Source organism: Rhodococcus sp. WAY2 (genome assembly GCF_009859915.1).
Classification (GTDB): domain Bacteria; phylum Actinomycetota; class Actinomycetes; order Mycobacteriales; family Mycobacteriaceae; genus Rhodococcus_F; species Rhodococcus_F oxybenzonivorans.
On sequence record NZ_CP046572.1, the window covers coordinates 2,380,001 to 2,402,828 of the forward strand.

The window sequence follows — 22,828 nt, forward strand, 5'->3', positions numbered from 1 at the left end:
TGGAGGGAACGTGGGGAAGTGAAACATCTCAGTACCCACAGGAAGAGAAAACAATAGTGATTCCGTGAGTAGTGGCGAGCGAAAGCGGAAGAGGCTAAACCATGGATGTGTGATAGCCGGCAGGCGTTGCATTCGTGGGGTTGTGGGGTTCATCTTGTCAATGCTGCCGTGTTGGCCGACAGTAAGAAATCATGGTGTTAGTGGAAGTGGTCTGGAACGGCCTGTCGTAGAGGGTGAGAATCCCGTACACGAAAACATTGTGACTGTCGTGATGAAAACCCAAGTAGCACCGGGCCCGTGAAATCTGGTGTGAATCTGTCGGGACCACCCGATAAGCCTGAATACTCCCTGGTGACCGATAGCGGACTAGTACCGTGAGGGAAAGGTGAAAAGTACCCCGGGAGGGGAGTGAAATAGTACCTGAAACCGTGCGCTTACAATCCGTCAAAGCCTTCGAGTGACTTGTCACTGGGGGTGATGGCGTGCCTTTTGAAGAATGAGCCTGCGAGTTAGTGGCATGTCGCGAGGTTAACCCGTGTGGGGTAGCCGTAGCGAAAGCGAGTCCGAATAGGGCGTTCATAGTGGCATGTTCTAGACCCGAAGCGGAGTGATCTACCCATGGCCAGGTTGAAGCGACGGTAAGACGTCGTGGAGGACCGAACCCACTTAGGTTGAAAACTGAGGGGATGAGTTGTGGGTAGGGGTGAAAGGCCAATCAAACTCCGTGATAGCTGGTTCTCCCCGAAATGCATTTAGGTGCAGCGTCGCGTGTTTCTCATCGGAGGTAGAGCTACTGGATGGTCTAGGGGGCCCACAAGCTTACCGAAATCAGCCAAACTCCGAATGCCGGTGAGTGAGAGCGCGGCAGTGAGACTGCGGGCGATAAGGTTCGTAGTCGAGAGGGAAACAGCCCAGATCGCCAGCTAAGGTCCCTAAGCGTGTACTAAGTGGAAAAGGATGTGGGGTCGCGAAGACAACCAGGAGGTTGGCTTAGAAGCAGCCACCCTTGAAAGAGTGCGTAATAGCTCACTGGTCAAGTGATCCTGCGCCGACAATGTAGCGGGGCTCAAGTACACCACCGAAGCTGCGGCATTCACACAATGCACCCCCATTTTCCTGCGGGAGGGTGGGCAGTGGTGTGGATGGGTAGGGGAGCGTCGTGTGGCCATGGAAGCGGCGGGGTGACCCAGCCGTGGAGGCCACACGAGTGAGAATGCAGGCATGAGTAGCGAAAGACGAGTGAGAAACTCGTCCGCCGAATGACCAAGGGTTCCTGGGCCAGGTTAATCCGCCCAGGGTGAGTCGGGACCTAAGACGAGGCCGACAGGCGTAGCCGATGGACAACGGGTTGATATTCCCGTACCCGTGTGAACGCGCCCCTGGTGAATCAGTGATACTAACCACCCTGAAACCGCGTGTGGACCTTCGGGTTCGTGCGTGGTGGATGCGTGGGACCTGATCTGGTAGTAGCCAAGCGATGGGGTGACGCAGGAAGGTAGCTGAGCCAGTCAGTGGTAATACTGGTGTAAGCCTGTAGGGAGTGACCTAGGCAAATCCGGGTCACACATATCCTGAGAGGTGACGCATAGCCGAATGAGGCGAATTCAGTGATCCTATGCTGCCGAGAAAAGCCTCTAGCGAGCTTTCACACGGCCCGTACCCCAAACCGACACAGGTGGTCAGGTAGAGAATACTAAGGCGATCGAGATAACTATGGTTAAGGAACTCGGCAAAATGCCCCCGTAACTTCGGGAGAAGGGGGGCCTCGTCTGGTGATCACTCTTGCAGTGTGAGCTGGGTGGGGCCGCAGAGACCAGTGAGAAGCGACTGTTTACTAAAAACACAGGTCCGTGCGAAGTCGTAAGACGATGTATACGGACTGACGCCTGCCCGGTGCTGGAAGGTTAAGAGGACCGGTTAGCCATTTCGGTGGCGAAGCTGAGAATTTAAGCCCCAGTAAACGGCGGTGGTAACTATAACCATCCTAAGGTAGCGAAATTCCTTGTCGGGTAAGTTCCGACCTGCACGAATGGCGTAACGACTTCTCAGCTGTCTCAACCATAGACTCGGCGAAATTGCATTACGAGTAAAGATGCTCGTTACGCGCGGCAGGACGAAAAGACCCCGGGACCTTCACTACAGCTTGGTATTGGTGTTCGGTTCGGTTTGTGTAGGATAGGTGGGAGACTGTGAAGCGCTCACGCCAGTGAGTGTGGAGTCGTTGTTGAAATACCACTCTGATCGTATTGGACCTCTAACCTCGGACCATGATCTGGTTCAGGGACAGTGCCTGGTGGGTAGTTTAACTGGGGCGGTTGCCTCCCAAAATGTAACGGAGGCGCCCAAAGGTTCCCTCAGCCTGGTTGGCAATCAGGTGTCGAGTGCAAGTGCACAAGGGAGCTTGACTGTGAGACTGACAAGTCGAGCAGGGACGAAAGTCGGGACTAGTGATCCGGCACCGGCAAGTGGAAGCGGTGTCGCTCAACGGATAAAAGGTACCCCGGGGATAACAGGCTGATCTTCCCCAAGAGTCCATATCGACGGGATGGTTTGGCACCTCGATGTCGGCTCGTCGCATCCTGGGGCTGGAGTAGGTCCCAAGGGTTGGGCTGTTCGCCCATTAAAGCGGCACGCGAGCTGGGTTTAGAACGTCGTGAGACAGTTCGGTCTCTATCCGCCGCGCGCGTTAGAAACTTGAGGAAGGCTGTCCCTAGTACGAGAGGACCGGGACGGACGAACCTCTGGTGTGCCAGTTGTTCCACCAGGAGCACCGCTGGTTAGCTACGTTCGGAAGGGATAACCGCTGAAAGCATCTAAGCGGGAAGCCTGTTCCAAGATGAGGTTTCTCACCCCCTCGAGGGGGTAAGGCCCCCGGCAGACCACCGGGTTGATAGGCCAGAACTGGAAGCCCAGTAATGGGTGTAGGTGACTGGTACTAATAGGCCGAGGACTTACCACAAAGAAGCTACGCGTCCACTGTGCAGTATCTGAAACAACACACAGATACCCTTTTCCCTTTTACGGAACCCCCGACAAGTTCCGCACCCACCCGGGTGCGTGGCCACGGAGGGGAAACCGGCAAAGGGACGATGGGTGTGTGACAGTTTCATAGAGTTACGGCGGCCATAGCGGAGGGGAAACGCCCGGCCCCATTCCGAACCCGGAAGCTAAGCCCTCCAGCGCCGATGGTACTGCACTCGACAGGGTGTGGGAGAGTAGGACACCGCCGAACATCCGTTACCGGAAGCCCCCCAACACCTGTTGGGGGGCTTCCGGCATTCCACAACAAGAATGGTTGGTCTCGGGACCCTCATGATCGGGTAGCGCCGGCGAGTACCTGCAACGCCCGCGTGGCGAGATGAAGGTTCAACCGGGTATCGACGCTCCGGAGATCACGATCGGTGAGTTCGTGTATACGGGACATGCGGTATCTCAAGGTACTGCGGTGAATTCGGAGAGCGCGAGCGGTTTCGTCGTACTTGCCACCGCAGTCCAGATACTGGGCCAAGGTGGCTGTCATGGTGCTGTGGTGGTCCCGGTCGTAGTCGAGGAGCGGCCCGAGCCATTCCTGAACGAAATTTTCGACGTCGCGTGTCGTCGCGTGCGCGTCGAGGATGCGGTACACGCCCAATTCGTCGAAATGTGCCACGCCCCAGGGCGACAGTGATTGCTTTCGTATTTCCAGAGCTCGTACCGCGTTGCTGTACGACTGAGGTATCTCACTGGGTGACGAACATTCTGATCCGACACCCATCACTCCGCTCGCCGGCCCGAGGGTCTTCTCCACAGTTCGGAACGCTTCAACCGCATCGGTTTTCGACTGTGTAATCGCGGCGACGACCCCCGAACCGTGGTCGCTGCGGTGCATGAGAAGGGCCGCGGAATCGGTCGAGGCGAAGTATCGGTGTAGGGCGTCGGACACGGTATCCGCATTCGTCTCCGAATCCCACTCGACCACCAGAACTCGCTGCGGTTCGTGAAGGTCGTAGCCAAGTGCTTCGGCACGGGAGTAGGCACTGTCGTCGTCGGTTCCAGAGAGAAGATCGTCCCCGAGGTCGCGGCTCAACCGTGCCTCGGTCTCCGCCAACGACCGTTCGTGCGCCATCTCGATGGCGAGGACCGTCGCGGCGTGTTCCAGCGCGAACGTGTCCAAGTCCGTCGCCTCGTGTTCCGGGTCGCAGAGGTACACGATCCCCAGCAGAGCTTGACGGGGTCGAACGATCTGCAGGATCCGGTTGTCATCCCGCAGCGGTTTGCCCTCCATAGTGGCTCGGCGCACGACGTCGACTCGATTCCGGCCCCCAATCCGACGATATCGCGGCATCTTTCCGGGACCGGCCCAGACTCGGAGGTTGCCGAATTGGTCCTCGACGCCCACGGGTAGTCCGGTCAGCTGATGGAGGTTATCCGCGATGACCGCTTCGGACGCGCCCGCGAGAGAAAGCCGATCGAGCGTTTCACGGATCCTCGCTTCGGACTGGAGTCGCTCGAGCTGCTCCGTCACTACGGCCACTTCGTCGGAAGCTTCTCGCACACTGCGTGCCTGCGCTTCTGCGCGCAAGGCGCGGGAGGCTGAACGCAGGGCAGACATGGTGTGCTGAATCAGCAGTTCGAGAAGAGTGACTTCCCTCTGGGTTGGTGGACGAGCGGCCCTGATCATCAGCGCGATGGTGTCGACCGAAGGGTCGTCGAACAGAATGCGCTGACGCCAGAATCCGTCGGCATCTCCTGCCACCGGTTCCACTGTGAACGGTCCCAAGTGACCAAGGGCCTCCCGCATCACGCCGAGGATAATGTCCCGATCACTGGAGTCATGCATGTCCGCTGTGAGTGCCAGAACGGTACAGAGGTCGGATGCCCGAGGAGTGTCGACCACCCTGGGGTCTGGGGATGCTTCCAGATCCATGCCTTGATCTACCCCGGATATCCAGGGTCGAAACCCCCAAGGGTGTGCATCCGTGCCGATTCGCGTCAGACTCTTTCGTTCCGCCGTGACCATGTGGTGCGCGCCCGCAGGCGTCAATCTTGGGGATGAGGGGTGGCGACATGATCCAATCCGATACCTGGCACGATCCTGATCTGAACATGATTCGCGACGTCGTCGCGCATACGTCGGACGGGTGCGAGGGCTGTCTCGAACTCGGCACCCGGTGGGCACACCTGATGCTGTGCCTGACGTGTGGGTACGTCGGCTGTAGTGACTCGTCACCAATGCGCCATGCCAGACACCACGCACAGACCAGCGGGCATCCGATCGCACAGTCTCTGCATCCCGGGGACAACTGGCGCTGGTGCTTCGTGCATGACGTGAAGATCTGTACGCCGTATCCGGCGACCGGGACGAGGGTCGTCGGCCCGAGCGTCGTGCCGGGACTGACGAAGGATGTCAGACAGGATCTCCGTATCGCGAAATCGCAGTGAGAATCGCCGTCCAGATTGCGTCTGCGGGAACTTCGGGCGGCGCATCGTCCAGCCACCCGGGGCGCGGTGGGACGGCCCCCTCGGTGGTGGGCATCGTCGGCAAGTCACCGGGGACGTCAGCGTAGGCGTCGGCGGCCGGCGTAGGCCTCGACGTGGCGGCGAACGAGGAGTCCGAAAGGTTTTCCTGGTGCGATTCGTGCCGCAAGTCGAGCAGTTGCCGACCCTCGCGACCGCGGAGCAGAAACACCAGCAGCGGGTCGTCGTCGAGTATCCACGCGGCCTGGTACAGGACCGCCGCGGCATGTCGGCAAGGCGCGTCCCAGTCCTCACACGTGCATGTCGCGTCCGCATCGAACATCGAAGGCAGGAGCGATATGCCGATTGCCGCGAGATCTTCGTGCAGTTCGCGCGGAAGCGTTCCGCTGGACAACTGGGCGACGTGGCCACTCCTCGATCTGAGCGCGGCAGATACCCGCTCCCACTCTGCATCGTCGAGCACATCGACACGAATGCGCACGTGCAGCAGCTCGTCGCTGGAATGCACGTCGGCGGAAAGAAGTCCGGCGGCGAAGGTCAGCGGGCCGACCATTCCGCCGCGGGCATGAGCGCGTCCCTGCTTCAGCGTGTGAGAGTCGAGTGCAGATTGCTCGAGATCGTCCACCCACTGCTGGGCCCACCAGGTCCTACCGCGAGTACGTTTGCCCTTTTGGACCCCGAAGGGGGGAAGTGTCAACGCGGTCGTCGTCACAGAATGCCTCCGAGTTGATAGTCGGGGCTCAACGCCACGAGTTCGGTGAGTTCTCCGTCGGTCAGTTCGGTGAAGGCGGCGGCACCGCGAAGTAGGACCGAGTCGGCGAGCGCTCGTTTGCTGTCGAGCATGGCGGCAATACGTTCCTCGATGGTGCCCGCGGTGATGAAGCGATGGACCACCACCGGCCGGTGCTGGCCGATCCGGTAGGCACGATCGGTTGCTTGGTCTTCGACGGCCGGATTCCACCAGCGATCGAAGTGTACGACGTGATCCGCTCGCGTCAGATTGAGTCCGGTCCCCGCGGCTTTGAGGGACAGAATCAAGACCGGTACGTCGCCACTCTGAAACCGTTTCACCAGTTCCTCCCTGGCAGCTACCGAGGTGCCGCCATGGAGGAATTCGCACTCGATACCGCGGGAGCTCAGGTGCTGCCGCAGAAGTCGCCCCATCGCAGTGAAGTGGGTGAAGACCAGCGATCGGCCGTCCTCCGACAGAGTGGTGTCGACCAGGTCGTCGAGGAGGTCGATCTTCTGGGAGCGGCCCCCCAGGGACGTGGGCTGTTGCCCGAGGTACTGCGCTGGGTGGTTGCAGATCTGTTTGAGGCCGGTCAGCAGGGACACGATACCGCCGCGACGCTGCATGCCGTCGCTGCTACGAATCTGTTCGAGAGCCTCCCGGACGAGCGCTTCGTACAACGCAGCCTGCTCTGGAGTGAGCCCGACATCCACGTCGATTTCGGTTTTCGGTGGAAGCTCCGGGGCTATCCCGGGATCCGACTTCTTTCGGCGTAGGACGAACGGTGCGATGAGGCCGGCCAGCTCGCTAGCACGATCCACGCCGTCGCCGCCGCTCGGGTTGTCGTAGCGCCGCCGAAATTGTGCGTATGTGCCGAGGAGACCGGGTGTGACACCGTCGAGTATCGACCACAGATCGCTGAGTCTGTTCTCCACCGGCGTTCCGGTGAGGGCGACGCGAGCCCGGCCCGGCACAGTGCGCAGAGCTCTCGTGACCGAGGCATTGCGATTCTTCAGATGCTGGGCCTCGTCCGCGACGACGAGTCCCCACCCGGTCGCGGCGAGGGCGCCGGCGTCGAGCCGCATCGTCGCATACGTGGTCAGCACGATCGCGTCGGCGCTGTCCGTGAGGTACTCACTCGGCGCTGATCGTCTCGGGCCGTGATGGATGAAGACTCTCGTATCCGGGGCGAAGCGTTCGATCTCGCGGCGCCAGTTGCCCAACAAGGATGCGGGGCAGACGACGAGGGAGGGTCCCGAGGTCTCGACTTCCTGCTGACGGTGGACGTGAAGTGCTATGAGGGTCAACGTCTTACCGAGCCCCATGTCGTCGGCCAGGCAAGCTCCCAGCCCGCGGGAGGTGAGCGCCGCAAGCCATCGGAAGCCGGCAAGTTGGTAGTCCCGCAGTTGTGCGCGCAGCGCGGCCGGCACGGGCACGTCGAGGGCGATCTTGTCGGTGAGTTCTCGGGCCGTGCGGGCGAGTGCTCCGTAGGTATCGACACGACACTCTCCCTCGCCGCGGCCAGTTCGGCCTGTCAACGAGGCGCGTAGTGCCTCGACCATCGGCATCGTGCCGGTTCGCCGCTGCAGGGTCTTCCGCACGAGCGCCGAGTCGGCGACGACGTAGCGATTACGCAGTCGCACCACGGCGCGTTCGGAAGCGACCAGCTTCTCCATGTCCTCCCGGGTGAGGACCTCGTCGCCGATCGCCACCCGCCAGTCGAACCGGAAGGCGTGGTCACCACTGAACGCGGTGGGCCCCTCACTCACCGCGGACTCGCCCAGAACCATGCGGGTCGATGTCTGCGTCATCAGCTCCCGCGGCCAATGGATCTCGATGCCTTCATGGCGCAGACGAGCGCCGGCGTCACCGGCAAGTGCTGCGACGTCGTCGTCGTCGAGCCTGATCCGATCCGGCGCCTCGGAGCGCAGGAGATCCTCGAGCGGTGCCCACCGAAGCGCGGCACGACGGAGAGCTTCGAGTACCGCAATCCGCGGGTCGACCATGAACGCGGACTCCGCCATGCTCGGATAGCGCCAGAGATCCACGGCGTCGCAGACGATTCCGGGCCTGTCCACCCCGTGCACCTGGAGAGTGGCGTCGAAATCGCTGTCCACCAGATCGACGGTTCCCATGGCCGGAACAGGATCGATGCGCAGGGACAGAGCCACGGTCGTGGGCGCGTGGGAGGCGGTCCAGGCCCTGAGTCGGGGAACGCCGACAGTGTTCCATCCCAGATACGGTAAGGCGTCGGACTCGGCGGGGGCGCACACCCTGGGAAGCGCATCGAGGACGGACGTCACAAAGCCGCGCACCACCTCCGACGCAGCCGGAAGCAGGACCGCCCTCGCGTCCTCGGACAGTTCACCCGAGGGGATCGCGCGGGCCTCGGGTGGAAGGGCAGCGGCAAGGCTGCTGAGGTGGCGTTGCTCGTCCGTGTCGAGGACGCCGAGTCGCCACACGTCCTGTCCGCTCGCGGTCACGGACGGAAGAATCGAACCCTTCGCGAGATACCCGACGGCGGTCCGACCGCAGGCGGCGAAGAAGGCGACCGACCGGTGGACCTCGGCCTCGGCCGGCAGGGCCAAGAGAATGGGGAGCGCGTCGCGCAGGGACACTCGCCGCGTCGGAAGGCTGGCTACCGCATGCTCGCCGACGGCGAGGCGCGTGTACGAGTCCGAATTCGGGGGAGGGGCACCCTGTGGTTTGTCGTTCCAGAAGACAAGGTGTGCGTTCCGCGGAACTTCGGCGGGTACGAACGTGGCCGCGTAGCTCGTGAGAGCCGGCTCTACTGTCACAACTTCACCCTTCCCAGCGGCGTGCAGGCGACTTCACCCCACATACCAGCGCCTCATACGGTACGTCGTACGTCAACGACGCGGTGATCCCTCGAGTTCCCGAGACGTCATGGGAAGATTCCGACATGGCTGGAATCGCGACACCACAGGGCGGCGACCCGGCTCGAACCATGGAGTTGCTGTGGGGCGGTGGCAGTGCGCCCGTGTCGCGGCCCCGTCGGGGACAGGCGGGGCTGAACCTAGACCGCATCGTCGACGTCGCGATCGGCCTCGCCGACGCGGAGGGACTCGATGCTGTCTCGATGCGCCGCCTCGCAGCTGAGCTCGGAGCCGGGGCGATGTCGCTGTACACGCACGTTCCCGGCAAGGTGGAACTGGTCGATGTGATGACCGACCGGATGCTGTCCACTCTCCACGCCGCCCCTGACGGCAGCGCCGACCCGGTCGCAGCGTGGCGGGATCGGCTCGCCGCGGCAGCACGCGGCTATTTCGAGCTCCTCCGCGCCCATCCGTGGATGCTGAACGTCGTCACACTCAGCCGGCCGGTGCTGGGACCCGGGGCTATGGCGAAGTACGAGCGCGAGCTGGCTGCGGTCGAAGGGCTCGGACTCTCAGACCTCGAGATGGACTCCGTGGTGACCCTGGTCGACAGTTTCGCGGTAGGCGCCGCGCGGGCCGCCGCCGAAGCGGCAGCACTGGCTGCTCGGGGAGACGCCGACAGCGAATGGTGGCGCAGCGTGGCGCCGCATTTCGAGAAGGTGTTCGACCCCGACCGCTTTCCGCTTGCCGCCCGAGTCGGGGCCTCGGCCGGCGAACACCACAACGCCGCCTTCGCCCCCGACCATGCCTTCGAATTCGGTCTCGCCCGCCTACTCGACGGAATCGGCGCCCTGATCCGAAACGGTGGACGCTCCCTCGAGTAGCGCCGTGGGAACAGCCAGCCGGGTGGGTTCCACGCGACCACGAAGAGTCACGCTGTCGGTGAGGGTCCACTGCCGCCGTTCGTCCTCGCCCGCTTCGTCGGTGGCACGCTGGGACGCCACAAGCCGTCCGGGGACGTTCTTGGCCAACTCGGACAGACGCGCCGCTTCGTTGACGGGATCGCCGATCACCGTGTACTCGAATCGTTCGTGCGCGCCGATGTTGCCCGCGACCGCGCGCCCGGTCGCAACTCCGATACCCGCCTCGCACTCGCGGACCTCGGCGGCGAGCCGTTCGCGCAGAGCACGAGCGGCGGACAGTGCTGCACCCGCATGATCGTCGAGCGCGACCGGTGCACCGAAGATGGCAAGCGCGGCATCACCTTCGAATTTGTTGACGAACCCGCATCGGCGGTCCACCTCGTCGACCACGACATTGAAGAATCGATTGAGTAACTCGACAACCTCCGCGGGGGAGCGGGTGGCGGTCAAGGTGGTCGATCCGATGATGTCGACGAAGAGCACGGATACATCCCGCTCCTCACCGCCCAGCTCCGGCCGGTGGCGAAGCGCATTGCTCGCAACCTCCTGCCCGACGTGTCGCCCGAAGAGATCGCGGATCTTCTCGCGCTCGCGCAGGCCCTCGGCCATGCGGTTGAAGCCGGTCTGCAGCTCGCCCAGTTCGGTGCCGTCGTACACGATCACCTCGGCGTCCAGCTTCCCGTCGGCGACCTCGGCCATCCCCAACTGCACCGAACGGATCGGAGCCTCGGTGGCCCGCACACTGATCACGACGAGCAGCAGGCCGAAACAGAGGATTACACCACCGAGCGCGAGGATCGACACCGCAAGGCTGGTGGGACTGGCGTAGCGAATGAAACTGAACACAGCGATGAGCATCAGTCCGAGCAGTGGCACTCCGGTTCCGAGGACCCAGGCGAGCACGGTTCGACCGGTGATACCCAGGGTCCGGCGGGTCCGCGGTTCCCCTGAACTCAGCGCCCGGGCCGCGACGGGGCGCAGGGCGAATTCGGTGAGTAGATAGCAGAACGCGCAGATGGTTATTCCGGCAAAGGCAACGGTAAATGCCACTTTGGGGATTGTTTGCGGGTTGATGATGCCGTACAGCGCGGTGAAGAACACCCATCCCAGACCCCACAGGGCCGCCTGGACTCGCGTCAGCCGCCACGGCGCCCGGAACGCAGCTGCACGGTCGCTCTCGGTGGGGTTCCGGTCGACTGTGGACCATCGAAGGTCGGAGACGATCCGCCGAGTGCCCCACGTCACCCCGATCAACACTGCTGTCAGCACGAATACAGGCACCGCGACGAAATTGGCGAGCATGAATTCACCGGACCACACGCTCGGCCCTGGGACGACCACGCTGATGAGCAGACACGCAATCAGTGCCCCGATGAGGTTGGTGACCACCAACGGAGCGGTGAGCAGTAATTGGACGCGGACGCGGCGGCGGCGCGGGCTTTCATCCGGCGATCCGAGCAACCACGACCCCAGCGGGGCGACAGATCTGCGAGGGCGGCGCATAGTCATTCGAGACTAGTCGGCGCGATCCCTTAGGGTGATCGAGTGCGCCTAGTGATTGCCAGATGCCGAGTCGACTACGTAGGCCGCTTGACGGCACATCTTCCCACTGCGCGTCGTCTGTTGCTGATCAAGGCCGACGGATCGGTGAGCATTCATGCCGACGACCGCGCCTACAAGCCGCTCAACTGGATGAGCCCGCCGTGCTGGCTCGTCGAAGGAGCCGCAGACGACGGCGGAGCACTGTGGGTTGTCACCAACAAGGCCGGTGAGGAACTACGCATCACGATCGAGGACATCGAGCACGACTCCAGCCACGAGCTCGGGGTCGATCCCGGGCTCGTCAAGGACGGCGTCGAAGCGCACCTGCAGGAACTGCTTGCCGAACACGTCGAAACCCTCGGCACCGGATACACCCTCGTGCGTCGCGAATACATGACGGCCATCGGCCCGGTCGACCTCCTGTGCCGGAACGCCGATGGCGCGTCCGTCGCCGTCGAGATCAAGCGCAGAGGTGACATCGACGGAGTCGAACAGTTGACGCGGTACCTCGAACTCCTCAACCGGGACCCCTTGCTCGCGCCCGTGAGCGGAGTCTTCGCCGCCCAACAGATCAAGCCTCAAGCGAAAACTCTTGCCACGGACCGCGGGATCCGATGCTTGGTGCTCGACTACGAAGCGCTCCGGGGCACCGAGAGCACCGAGTTCCGGCTTTTCTGAGGCCTAGGCTGGTTCCGTGCCCCGTCGCAAACCCCAACCCAGGAACACGCGCCGAGGTGCGTCCAATGCGAACCGCGACGAAGCCGGGTTCGGCGATGCACTGACACGCCTGGAATCGGGCCCCGGCGGGTACAGCGACGAGGACTACGTCGTGCGCACCATCCCGGGGTCACGTGCCACCAAAACCTACCGGTGCCCGGGCTGCGATCACGACATCCGGCCGGGGGTACCCCATCTCGTGACGTGGCCCGCGGAATACGGCGGGGCCGATGACCGGCGGCACTGGCACACCGGGTGCTGGTCGGGACGCAGCACCCGGGGCCTGACGCGCCGGTGGTCCTAGCTGCCCGTCTTGACCGTCCGCTGATCCGCCGAGTCGGCGTTCGATTCCTCGTCGACTGCCGACAGGACTGCGGTGTCGGCGTCGGCATCCGAGTGATCGTCTGCCTTGTCGTCGGACTCGACCCGACCTGAGGTGGACTCGTTTCGCGCGGGAGCGTTCTTCTGCGCAGACCGGGAGTCGTTGCTCTCGTTGGAGCGTGCGTTCGACTGCGGGGCGGTCTCGGGGTGGGCGTCCAGTAGTTCGCTCTCCCGGTTGACGGACGCCAGCATGGCGGGAACCGAATCGAGCTGACCGCGAATGCCCAACAGCTGAGCGAGGATTCGGCCGCGGAGTACGCGAAGCTCCTCGGCAAGTTCCTTGGCGTGGGCGATCTTGCGCTCCGACTGGTCGGTGGCCGCCTGCAGCCTGCGCTCCGCCTCGTGCGTGGCGTCGGCGAGCCGTCGCTGAGCTTCGGCCTTGCTGGTCGCCTCGAGTTCGTTGACCGCGGCAATCGTCTTCTGCCTGCGCTCGGACATGGAGAGGTCGAAATCTTCCTGCACCTGCGCCCGGCGCAGATCGGCCTCGGCCGCGAGGCGGTCACGCTCGGCCTGCGCCGCCTCGACGATGCGCGCCGCCTCGGTGCGGGCTTTGGCCATGGTCTGCGTGTGCTCGGTCTCGAGGGCGCTACGACGGTCCTCGAGTTCGGCGACCAGCGACTCGTACTGGCCACGAAGCTGAGCGGCCTCCTGCTCGGCGATCGAGATCATCTCCGCAGCATCGGCCTCCGCCTTGGCGCGCACCTCCGAGGCTTCGTCGGACGCCAGGCGGAGCATCCGCGAGATGCGGTCGCTCATACCCTCCGCGGTAGTGGGGGGAACGGACAGGCGATCGACGTCCTTGCGGAGCTCGTCGATCTCGTCCCGCGCATCGTCGAGCTGCTTCGCGAGATCGCGTGCCTGCGCCGCCGCCGCGTCCCGGTCGGCCGCCGTCACGCGCAACTCCGCATCGAAACGCTCGAAGTAGTTGCGCACCTCGTCCCGGTCGAAGCCCTTACGCGCCACGGAGAACGGAAGGGGGATCGAACCACGGTCCTGCTCGTTTACCATGGCCGCCAATCTACCTGGGCAAAGCCGTGCTTGTCTTTCGGCCTACCTGGTCTTCACTGCTCCCGCGCAGGCCACGGGGCCAAGCATCAGGGGCCTGACGACGGCTCCGCCTCAGTGGCCTGACGACGGCTCCGCCTCAGTGGCCCGCCGAAGGCTCCACGAGCTCGATGAGGACTCCGCCGGCATCCTTGGGATGGACGAAGTTGATCCGCGAGTCCGCGGTCCCGCGGCGGGGAGCGTCGTAGAGGAGGCGTACGCCGCGATCGCGGAGCTGCGCGGAGAGGGCGTCGATGTCGGTGACCCGGTACGCCAGCTGCTGGAGACCGGGACCGCTCCGATCGATGAACTTGGCGATGGTCGAGCTCTCGTTCAGCGGGGCGAGCAGCTGCAGCGCGGTGCTGCCCTCAGGCGCGCCGACGACGCTGAGCATCGCCTCGCGCACGCCCTGCTCCTCGTTCACTTCCTCATGGGTCGACACCATGCCGAGATGCTCCGCGTACCACGCGATGGCCGAATCGAGGTCGGGAACGGCGATGCCGACGTGGTCGATGGCGGTCACCAGGTCCGAAGACAGCGGCGACGGGGGCTGAGAGGGGGAGGTCTGTGTCATGCCCTCGACGTTAGCGCTACCGTTTCTGTAGTTCTCGTCGGGATGTGACTTCCGTCGTGCTGTGCACGCAGACGTGTTCGCCCGGACGTGATCGGCCGACAGAAATCGAAGGATCCGCGGAGGAAAACGTGACCAGTTCTGTGATTGTTGCCGGGGCCCGTACGCCGATGGGTCGGTTGATGGGTTCGTTGAAGGATTTCTCGGGTTCGGATCTGGGTGGGATCGCGATCAAGGGTGCGCTGGAGAAGGCGGGGGTGGCGCCGGATCAGGTGGAGTACGTGATCATGGGTCAGGTCCTGACGGCGGGGGCGGGGCAGATGCCGGCGCGGCAGGCGGCGGTCGCGGCCGGGATTCCGATGGATGTGCCGGCGTTGACGGTGAACAAGGTGTGTTTGTCGGGGATCGATGCGATCGCGTTGGCGGATCAGTTGATCCGGGCGGGGGAGTTCGAGGTGGTCGTTGCCGGTGGGCAGGAGTCGATGTCGCGGGCGCCGCATTTGCTGGAGAAGTCGCGGGAGGGGTTCAAGTACGGCGATGTGACGATGCGTGATCACATGGCGTTCGACGGGTTGCACGACATTTTCACCGATCAGGCAATGGGAAATCTGACGGAGGCGCGGAACAAGTCCGACAGTGTCCCGGTCAGCCGCGAAGATCAGGACGCGTTCGCGGCGGCGTCGCACCAGAACGCGGCCCGGGCGTGGAAGGACGGGTTGTTCGACGACGAGGTGGTGCCGGTGTCGATCCCGCAGCGCAAGGGCGATCCGGTGGTCTTCGCCGCCGACGAAGGGGTGCGCGCCGACACCACGATCGACACGTTGGCAAAGTTGCGTCCGGCCTTCGCGAAGGACGGGACGGTCACGGCCGGGTCCGCGTCGCAAATTTCCGACGGTGCGGCGGCTGTGGTCGTGATGAGCAAGGCCAAGGCCGAGGAGCTCGGTCTCGAGTGGCTGGCCGAGATCGGCCCGCACGGCGTGGTTGCGGGTATGGACTCGACGTTGCAGTCGCAGCCGGCGCGGGCGATCGCGAAGGCGTGCGCGAAGGAGGGCATCGACCCGAAGGATCTCGACCTCGTCGAGATCAACGAGGCCTTCGCGGCTGTCGGGATCGTCTCGACCCGTGAGCTGGGGCTGGATCCGGCGAAGGTCAACGTCAATGGTGGGGCGATCGCTGTGGGGCATCCGCTGGGCATGTCCGGGGCGCGGGTCACCCTGCATCTGGCCCTCGAGTTGCAGCGCCGCGGCGGCGGTGTGGGTGTGGCCGCACTGTGCGGCGGCGGCGGTCAAGGTGACGCACTGATCGTCCGCGTCCCCAAGAAGTAGATGGGCGACGAGCCGTGGTGGTGTATCTCACACCACTACGGACCGTCGTAGATAGTCGGGCACAATGGTCGCCATGGCGAACGTCTTCGATCTCAGCACCACGGCCAAGCGCTTCCGATTTGTCGCAATTCTGGAAGCAATCACCTGGCTCGGCCTCCTCATCGGTATGGCATTCAAGTATCTGCCCGCCGACGGTAACGAGATCGGTGTGAAGATCTTCGGCCCCCTCCACGGGGGTGTATTCGTCCTGTACGTCTTGATCGCGCTGTGGACGGCACGCAAGCTGAGCTGGTCTCTGCTCACCACGTTCTGGGCGCTCGTTGCCAGCATTCCCCCCTTCGGCACGGTCGTGTTCGAGGTCTGGGCCGTTCGCGCCGGTCGCATGGCTGAACTGTCCGACGAGAGCGCAGCGAAGAACACGCCTTCGCTGGTCTGAGGCCGTAGGAGGTCGAGCCTTCCTCGGGTCGTGTGCCCGCTTTCCGGTACGCCCACGAATCGTGACAAACTGGGTGCGTGACTCGACCAGGTTCTCGTCCTCCCGCGCGTTCCTCTGCAGTGGCCGCCGCCATGACCGGCGCAGTCGATCTGTCAGCACTCAAGGAGCGCGCCACCACCCCGCCCCCTGCACCCTCCGGAAACGGAGCCGCGCCCTCGGCCGCCGGTTCCGGGCTCGCCCCGGTCGTCGAGGTCACCGAGGCCAACTTCGAAGCCGAGGTGCTCGTCCGGTCCCAGCAGGTCCCGGTCGTCGTCGACCTCTGGGCCACCTGGTGTGAGCCGTGCAAGCAACTCTCGCCGCTGCTCGAGAAGTTGGCTCACGAGACGGGTGGCACCTGGGTGCTTGCCAAGGTCGACGTCGACGCCAACCCGCGCATCGCCCAGGCATTCGGGGTCCAGTCGGTCCCGACGGTCGTCGCCATCGCGGCGGGGCAGCCCTTGGCGGACTTCCAGGGTGTGCAGCCCGAACCGCAACTGCGTCAGTGGCTGGCCGCCATCGCGCAGGCAGTCGCCGGAAAGCTCAGCGGCCCTCCGTCGGATGGCGCAGACGCCGACCAGCCGGAACCGGAGGACCCCCGCTTCGTTGCTGCCGAGGCGGCCCTCGACGAAGGCGATCTGGCCGGCGCAGAAGCCGCATTCCAGCGCATCCTCGACGAGGAACCCGCCAACGCCGAAGCGCAGGGTGCGCTGCGGCAGGTTCGTTTCCTCGCCCGCGTGCAATCGGTGGATCCCTCTGCCGTCGCGGCGGCGGATGCGGCGCCCGACGATATCGATGCTCAGCTGCAGGCCGCCGACGTGGAGCTCTACTCGCAGGCCCCGGAAGCTGCTTTCGCCCGATTGATCGGTGTGATTGCCCGGAGCGCCGGCGACGACAAGACGAGGGTCCGTACCCGCCTGGTCGAGCTGTTCGAATTGTTCGACCCTGCCGAACCGGTGGTCATGGCGGCACGCAGGAAACTCGCGGCCGCGCTGTACTGACCGGTGCTCTGGGCCGGTCAGCGGTAGCGTCCCTCGCAAGCCTGCTCGCCGCCCAGCACCCCGGTGCGGAAGGCGTCGACCCGGGAGAACCCACTCGGGACGGTCTCGCCGTTGACATCGCTGGCGGCGAGCCCGTCGGTGAGCAGCCCCGACACTGCCTCGTCGAGGTCGCCGGGGGAAAGCCACACACTGCCCTCCTCCAGGGTGGCCGGATTTTCCGGGCTCAGCGCCGTGGTGATGACGCCGGACAAACAGGCGGCGCGCAGAGCCGTCTGCGGTGAATGCAGGTCGTCTCCACGGTCCTTCTGCAGGGCCAGGGTGTACCGCGACGCCAGCAGAACGTATGCGTTGTAGTCGCCGGTCAGATCGGTCTGGAACAGCTCACGCCGGCCCAGCCGGCCCGGTGTGCCACGCTCGGCAAGGGCATCGACACTGACGCCGATGGTGTTGCTCGCCGGACAGAACGACACCGGCTCGGTGACCTCGGCGTCTCTGCAACCGAGATCCGCGCCGTCGAAGTTCAGCTCCGGCGGATCGCTGAGGTCGAAGATCTGCTGGAACGACGTGAAGAACGCCTCCAGCGACTCCTCGGTGACGGGTAGTTCACCGTCGTCGGATTCATCGGCGAAGAACTGAGGGAGGTCGGCACGGCGAGAATCGATCTCCTTCTCGTCGATGCGCGTACAGGGTGCGGGGCCGTCGGTGAATCCGATCTGCGTGGCGGTGACCCGCTCGAACGCCGAACCGTGAACATTGCCGGGGTCGCTGGGATCGGTATCGCCGATCGCGACCGCCGACGCCAGCACCTTGTTCAACCCGTCGGAGGTGTTCAACGTGAAGTGGGATGACTTGTCTTCCGCGATGTGCCGCATGAATGCCCCGCCGAAGCAGTCGGCCTGCTGCTCGCGAACGATGCCCCCGCCCACCTCGACCTCGGCGATTCCCGCCTTGGTCTGAACGGCATGCCCGTACTCGTGGGCGAGGACGAATACCGCGGCAACCACACCGAACTTCTCCACGACCTCGGGTAGGAGGAGCGCGCGGTCCCAGCCGATGGTGTGGTCGGTGCTGCAATACCCGGCATTGAGCAATTCTTCGGTGCTGTCCCCGCAGAACCGCGGACCGTCCGATTCCCGGGGGTCCCACGAAATCAGTTCTACGACTGGTTCGAAGTCGCGATGGAACAGAGCGGGGAACTGGGTGCGCCAGTAGGACTCGATGTCGCTGACAGCATTGGCGACCATCGTGTCGATCTCGCCGCCGTCGGTACCGGTGACGGAAAGGTCGGCGTCCGGCACCCCCTTCCGGGCGCCACTCGGCCCGGACGTGGCGTCCAGACCGGCGACCTTGAAAGGATCGTCGTAGATGGAGGCGGCGTCACCGTCGATCGATCGCGCGCAGCCGCACAGTACGACCAGGGCGAGCACACCCATACCCACGACCCACTGCCGACGTCTGGTCAACAACGCCGTGCTCTCATCAACGCTCCAGACTCATCCAGATCGCGCCGTTGGCCGGCAATGCCACCTCGGCAGAGGCGGGCCGCCCGTGCCATGGCTGCGAAGTTGCCGTCACTGCCCCGAGATTTCCCCAACCCGACCCCCCATAGATTTCGGCGTCGGTATTGAGAATCTCACGCCATGTGCCCAATTCGGGCAAGCCCACTCTATAACTGCCGTGTGGCGTACCCGAGAAATTGAACAGACACGCCACGATCGAACCGTCGGTGCCGTAGCGGAGGAAGCTCAGAACGTTGTTCGCGGTGTCATTGGCATCAATCCACGAATAGCCGCCCGGGGACGTATCGAGCGTCCACAGCGCTGGATGCGCCCTGTAAGTGGCATTGAGATCGCTGATCAGTTTCAGGAGACCGCCGTGCAAGCGTCCGGTGTGGGGATCGTCGATCTCGTGCCAGTCGAGGCTGCGCTCTTCCGACCACTCCCGCGTCTGGCCGAACTCCTGCCCCATGAACAGCAGTTGCTTGCCGGGGTGCGCCCACATGTACGCCAGCAGAGACCGGACACCCGCAGCTTTCGCATAGTCGTCACCTGGCATACGAGTCCACAACGTGCCCTTGCCGTGCACAACCTCGTCGTGGCTGATGGGCAACAGATAATTCTCACTCCACGCATAGACGAGCGAGAAGGTGATCTCGTGGTGGTGATAGCTCCGATGGACGGGATCGTGACCGAGATACCCGAGGGTGTCGTGCATCCAACCCATGTTCCATTTCATGTTGAATCCGAGACCGCCGATGTTCGTCGGGCGGGTGACACCGGGCCACGCCGTCGACTCCTCGGCAATCGTGACGACCCCAGAATGGTGCTTGTGGACCGTCGCGTTCATTTCCTGAAGGAAGTCGACTGCTTCGAGATTCTCCCGGCCACCGTGGATGTTGGGCGTCCAGCCGCCTTCCGGTCGCGAGTAGTCGAGGTAGAGCATCGACGCCACCGCATCGACGCGGAGTCCGTCCACGTGGAACTCGTCGAGCCAGAACAGGGCGTTGGCAACGAGGAAATTACGGACCTCGCGTCTGCCGAAGTCGAAGACGTAGGTTCCCCAGTCGAGCTGCTCACCGCGCCGGGGATCGCCGTGCTCGTACAGCGGGGTGCCGTCGAAACGGGCGAGCGCCCACTCGTCCTTCGGGAAATGGGCAGGTACCCAGTCGACGATTACGCCGATCCCCGACTTGTGGAGGCGGTCGACGAACCACCGGAAGTCGTCGGGGGAGCCGAAGCGCGACGTGGGCGCGTAGTACGACGTCACCTGGTAACCCCAGGATCCACCGAACGGGTGCTCGGCGACCGGCAGCAACTCCACGTGGGTGAAACCGCACTCGGTGACATAGGTGGCCAATTCCTCGGCCATGTCGCGGTAGCTCAACCCGGGACGCCACGAGCCGAGATGCACTTCGTACACACTCATCGGCAATTGTGTCGGGTCGGTGCTCGCCCGCTGCTCGAGCCACTCGGCGTCATCCCATTCGTGCGTACTGATCGCCACGCGGGACGCTGTCGCCGGCGGCACCTCGGTGGCGAACGCCATGGGGTCCGCCTTGTCCCGCACGCTTCCGTCGCGGCCGTGGACGCGGAACTTGTACAGCTCGCCGACCTCGATACCGGGAATGAACAGCTCCCAGACACCGGTGGAGCCGAGCACCCGCATGGGAAAGGTCTCGCCGCCCCAGCCGTCGAAGCTGCCGATCACGCTGACCCCACGGGCAGCGGGTGCCCAGACGGCAAACGACGTGCCGGTCACCGTTCCGTCCGGGGTGTCGTACGAGCGTCGGTGCGCCCCCAGAATTTCCCACAGGCGCTCGTGCCTGCCCTCCCCGAAGAGGTGCAGATCGAGCTCACCGAGGGTCGGCAGGAAGCGGTAGCCGTCCGCCGCGAGGTCGGTGTGGCCGCCCGGCCACGTCGTCGACACCCGGTAATCGATCAGATCACGGTAGGGAACCAGCGCTCCCCACATACCGTGCGCGATGTGCTCGAGTGGGAAGCTCTTTCCGCCGATCACCGCTTCGACGGACTCCGCCCGCGGGCGCAGAACACGGATGACCGTGCCGTCGGGGTGGGGGTGTGCCCCGAGGACAGAATGCGGGTTGTGGTGAATGCACCGCGCCAGCAGATCCAGATCGGCGTCGTCGGGTGCGATTGCAGTGGGCGGTTGGACGGCCACTATGTACCTCCGCGGTATGCCAGCTTCGTCCTGGCCGGATAGGGAATGGACGGCAGAGCCAGAATATGGGCCACCGAACGCCAGGGCTCGAGACGTACGAAGTTCGCCTGCCCCCAGTGGTATTGCTCCCCGGTGACCTCGTCGAGCACGGGTAGGTGGTCGTGCCAGTCACGTCCGAGTGCCGGCATGTCGAGCCACACCGTTCCCTGCTCGGCGCCGAACGGATTGAGGTTGATCACCGTCAGCACGGCGTCACCCGTTGTCGCGTCGAACTTCGAATATGCGATGAGTGCATCGTTGTCGACGTGATGGAAGTGCAGGTTTCGTAGCTGCTGCAACGCCGGGTGCTGACGGCGGATGCGGTTGAGCGCAGTGAGCCATGGTTCGAGGGACTCACCGCGGGCGGCGGCACCTTCGAAATCCCGGGGGCGCAGCTGGTACTTCTCCGAGTCGAGATACTCCTCACTCCCCGGACGCACCGGAAGGTGCTCGTACAGTTCGTAACCCGAGTAGACGCCCCACGTCGGTGACAGAGTCGCGGCCAGTGCGGCGCGCAACGCGAACATGCCGGGACCACCGGTTTGCAGGCTCTCGTGCAGGATGTCCGGGGTATTGACGAAGAGGTTGGGCCGCGCCTCGTCGGCCTTCGCTGCGATCTCCTTGCCGAATTCGGTCAACTCCCATTTGGCCGTTCGCCACGTGAAATACGTGTACGACTGGGTGAACCCGCGCCGGGCCAGTCCGTACAGTCGCGCCGGCCGGGTGAATGCCTCGGACAGGAACAACACGTCCGGATCGGTCTTCTTGACCTCCGCGATCAGCCACTCCCAGAAGTCCGGTGGCTTGGTATGCGGATTGTCGACCCGGAAGATCTTCACCCCCGCGGCGATCCAGTGCCGCACCACACGCAGGACCTCCGCGTAGATGCCGTCCTTGTCGTTGTCGAAGTTGACCGGATAGATGTCCTGGTATTTCTTCGGCGGGTTCTCCGCGTAGGCGATGGTGCCGTCCGGAAGGACCGTGAACCATTCCGGATGGTCCCGCGCCCACGGATGGTCGGGCGCGCACTGCAGCGCGAGGTCGATGGCGACTTCGAGGTCGAGTGCGCGCGCCGCAGCGACGAACGCCTCGAAATCCTGCATCGTTCCGAGCTCCGGATGTATCGCGTCGTGACCGCCTTCGGCCGATCCGATCGCCCACGGCGAGCCCGGGTCGTCCGGCCCGGGAGTCAGCGTGTTGTTGGGTCCCTTGCGGTTGATCACGCCGATCGGGTGGATGGGCGGCAGGTACACGACGTCGAAGCCCATGGCCGCGATCCGGGGCAGCGCGGCGGCCGAGGTGGCGAAGGTGCCGTGCCGGGGCTTCCCGTTCTCGTCCCAGCCTCCCGTCGACCGGGGGAAGAATTCGTACCACGACCCGAAGAGCGCCCGTGTGCGGTCGACGAGGACACTGTGCGCTTCACTTCTGGTCACCAGATCACGTAAGGGATGCGCCCGCAAAAGTTCGGCGACGTCCGAACCGAATGCCGGGGCCACCCGCTCGCCGAGCGGATGCTCGGACCGCAACGATGCGGCGACACCGATCAGCCGCGAACGGTCGTTCCGCGGGACACCCTTGGCGGCACGCTCGAATAGCCGGGCGCCGTTCTCCAGATCGTTGGCCAGCTCGGACGGCCCCTGCCCGACCGAGAGCTTGGCCTCCACGGCATGCTTCCAGGTGGTGATCGGGTCGCTCCACGCCTCGATCCGGAAGGTCCACATTCCTTCACTGGTGGGCGTGAAGGAACCGTCGACGGTGTCAGGCGCAGGTCCAGGGTTCATGGGAATGCGAAAGGTCGCCGATCCGCCGGATGATGCAGTACGGGGTCCTCGCACCGCGAGAGTGGCGGCCACGGCATCGTGCCCCTCCCGCCACACCTTCGCCCGCACGGGAAATACCTCACCGACAACAGCCTTGGCAGGGTAACGCCCGCCCGAGATGTCGGGCATCACGTCGTCGATGCCGAGTCGACCTGTCACACTGGGCTCCGTTCCATAGTCGGAAGTTGCCGACGACGCTTCGTTCCGCCGCCGGTTTCAACCGTAATGGAGCAGACCGGTCCCTGTCCCAGTTGGCGACAGCGCCCCGCGGGAGGGGCTTGGAGACTGGGC

General features: G+C 64.2%; 16 protein-coding genes and 2 rRNA genes (1 of these 18 only partly in view). 9 read left to right on the plus strand and 9 right to left on the minus strand.

All coding sequences use genetic code 11. The annotated features are described in order from the left end of the window. Both GFS60_RS11095 and rrf read left to right on the plus strand, forming a co-directional pair. Positions 1 to 2,959 (plus strand): 23S ribosomal RNA (locus GFS60_RS11095); it begins 176 nt to the left of the window's first position. A gap of 156 nt (positions 2,960 to 3,115) precedes the next feature. Beyond that, positions 3,116 to 3,232 (plus strand): 5S ribosomal RNA (gene rrf / locus GFS60_RS11100). 78 nt (positions 3,233 to 3,310) lie between these two features. Here rrf and GFS60_RS11105 read toward each other — a convergent pair. Then, complete coding sequence (locus GFS60_RS11105; protein ID WP_159921216.1) at positions 3,311 to 4,906, minus strand: PucR family transcriptional regulator; 1,596 nt, start codon at positions 4,904 to 4,906, stop codon at positions 3,311 to 3,313. A gap of 179 nt (positions 4,907 to 5,085) precedes the next feature. Here GFS60_RS11105 and GFS60_RS11110 point away from each other — a divergent pair, with 179 nt between their 5' ends. Further along, positions 5,086 to 5,421 (plus strand): UBP-type zinc finger domain-containing protein, encoded by a 336-nt coding sequence (locus GFS60_RS11110; RefSeq protein WP_268962614.1) that lies wholly within the window; start codon positions 5,086 to 5,088, stop codon positions 5,419 to 5,421. Here GFS60_RS11110 and GFS60_RS11115 read toward each other — a convergent pair. Both GFS60_RS11115 and GFS60_RS11120 read right to left on the minus strand, forming a co-directional pair. Further along, positions 5,387 to 6,169 (minus strand): SWIM zinc finger family protein, encoded by a 783-nt coding sequence (locus tag GFS60_RS11115; RefSeq protein WP_159921220.1) that lies wholly within the window; start codon positions 6,167 to 6,169, stop codon positions 5,387 to 5,389. The genes GFS60_RS11110 and GFS60_RS11115 overlap by 35 nt on opposite strands. After that, the gene (locus GFS60_RS11120; protein WP_159921222.1) at positions 6,166 to 8,985 is read right to left on the minus strand and encodes a DEAD/DEAH box helicase; all 2,820 of its coding nucleotides are present in this window, start codon (positions 8,983 to 8,985) and stop codon (positions 6,166 to 6,168) included. The genes GFS60_RS11115 and GFS60_RS11120 overlap by 4 nt, the downstream gene beginning before the upstream one ends. Before the next feature lie 125 nt (positions 8,986 to 9,110). Here GFS60_RS11120 and GFS60_RS11125 point away from each other — a divergent pair, with 125 nt between their 5' ends. Further along, on the plus strand, positions 9,111 to 9,908 hold the full coding sequence (locus tag GFS60_RS11125) for a TetR/AcrR family transcriptional regulator (protein WP_159921224.1): 798 nt from the start codon (positions 9,111 to 9,113) through the stop codon (positions 9,906 to 9,908). Here GFS60_RS11125 and GFS60_RS11130 read toward each other — a convergent pair. Next, positions 9,855 to 11,450, minus strand: coding sequence for an adenylate/guanylate cyclase domain-containing protein (locus tag GFS60_RS11130; RefSeq protein ID WP_201453607.1), 1,596 nt, complete (start codon positions 11,448 to 11,450; stop codon positions 9,855 to 9,857). The genes GFS60_RS11125 and GFS60_RS11130 overlap by 54 nt on opposite strands. A 42-nt stretch (positions 11,451 to 11,492) precedes the next feature. Here GFS60_RS11130 and nucS point away from each other — a divergent pair, with 42 nt between their 5' ends. Further along, positions 11,493 to 12,167 (plus strand): endonuclease NucS, encoded by a 675-nt coding sequence (gene nucS, locus GFS60_RS11135; RefSeq protein ID WP_109328727.1) that lies wholly within the window; start codon positions 11,493 to 11,495, stop codon positions 12,165 to 12,167. Between the two features lie 16 nt (positions 12,168 to 12,183). Continuing rightward, entirely contained in the window at positions 12,184 to 12,510 is a 327-nt protein-coding gene (locus GFS60_RS39080) for an ATP/GTP-binding protein (protein ID WP_159921228.1), read from the plus strand. Here GFS60_RS39080 and GFS60_RS11145 read toward each other — a convergent pair. Together GFS60_RS11145 and mce are read right to left on the minus strand one after the other, a co-directional pair. Next, on the minus strand, positions 12,507 to 13,595 hold the full coding sequence (locus GFS60_RS11145; protein WP_159921230.1) for a hypothetical protein: 1,089 nt from the start codon (positions 13,593 to 13,595) through the stop codon (positions 12,507 to 12,509). The genes GFS60_RS39080 and GFS60_RS11145 overlap by 4 nt on opposite strands. Positions 13,596 to 13,731: 136 nt before the next feature. Then, positions 13,732 to 14,205: a methylmalonyl-CoA epimerase gene (gene mce / locus GFS60_RS11150; protein ID WP_159921232.1), complete on the minus strand. Its 474-nt coding sequence runs from the start codon at positions 14,203 to 14,205 to the stop codon at positions 13,732 to 13,734. A gap of 128 nt (positions 14,206 to 14,333) precedes the next feature. On the opposite strand from mce, the gene GFS60_RS11155 reads away from it, so the two are divergent. The 3 genes from GFS60_RS11155 (at position 14,334) to GFS60_RS11165 (ending at position 17,000) form a co-directional block, all read left to right on the plus strand. Next, positions 14,334 to 15,527, plus strand: coding sequence for an acetyl-CoA C-acetyltransferase (locus GFS60_RS11155; RefSeq protein ID WP_159921234.1), 1,194 nt, complete (start codon positions 14,334 to 14,336; stop codon positions 15,525 to 15,527). Positions 15,528 to 15,591: 64 nt separating this feature from the next. Further along, entirely contained in the window at positions 15,592 to 15,963 is a 372-nt protein-coding gene (locus GFS60_RS11160; protein ID WP_159921236.1) for a DUF3817 domain-containing protein, read from the plus strand. A gap of 131 nt (positions 15,964 to 16,094) precedes the next feature. After that, entirely contained in the window at positions 16,095 to 17,000 is a 906-nt protein-coding gene (locus tag GFS60_RS11165; RefSeq protein WP_159927072.1) for a tetratricopeptide repeat protein, read from the plus strand. Between the two features lie 17 nt (positions 17,001 to 17,017). Here the strand turns inward: GFS60_RS11165 and GFS60_RS11170 are convergent, their stop codons facing one another. The 3 genes from GFS60_RS11170 to GFS60_RS11180 are packed head-to-tail and all read right to left on the minus strand — an operon-like array spanning position 17,018 to position 22,696. After that, positions 17,018 to 18,433: a neutral zinc metallopeptidase gene (locus GFS60_RS11170; protein WP_159927074.1), complete on the minus strand. Its 1,416-nt coding sequence runs from the start codon at positions 18,431 to 18,433 to the stop codon at positions 17,018 to 17,020. A 46-nt stretch (positions 18,434 to 18,479) separates the two neighbouring features. Then, a complete protein-coding gene (gene glgB / locus GFS60_RS11175) occupies positions 18,480 to 20,678 on the minus strand; it encodes a 1,4-alpha-glucan branching protein GlgB (protein WP_159921238.1) in 2,199 nt (732 codons plus the stop codon). Then, entirely contained in the window at positions 20,678 to 22,696 is a 2,019-nt protein-coding gene (locus GFS60_RS11180) for an alpha-1,4-glucan--maltose-1-phosphate maltosyltransferase (RefSeq protein ID WP_159921240.1), read from the minus strand. Before GFS60_RS11180 ends, glgB begins: the two co-directional genes overlap by 1 nt. Between the last annotated feature and the right edge of the window lie 132 nt (positions 22,697 to 22,828).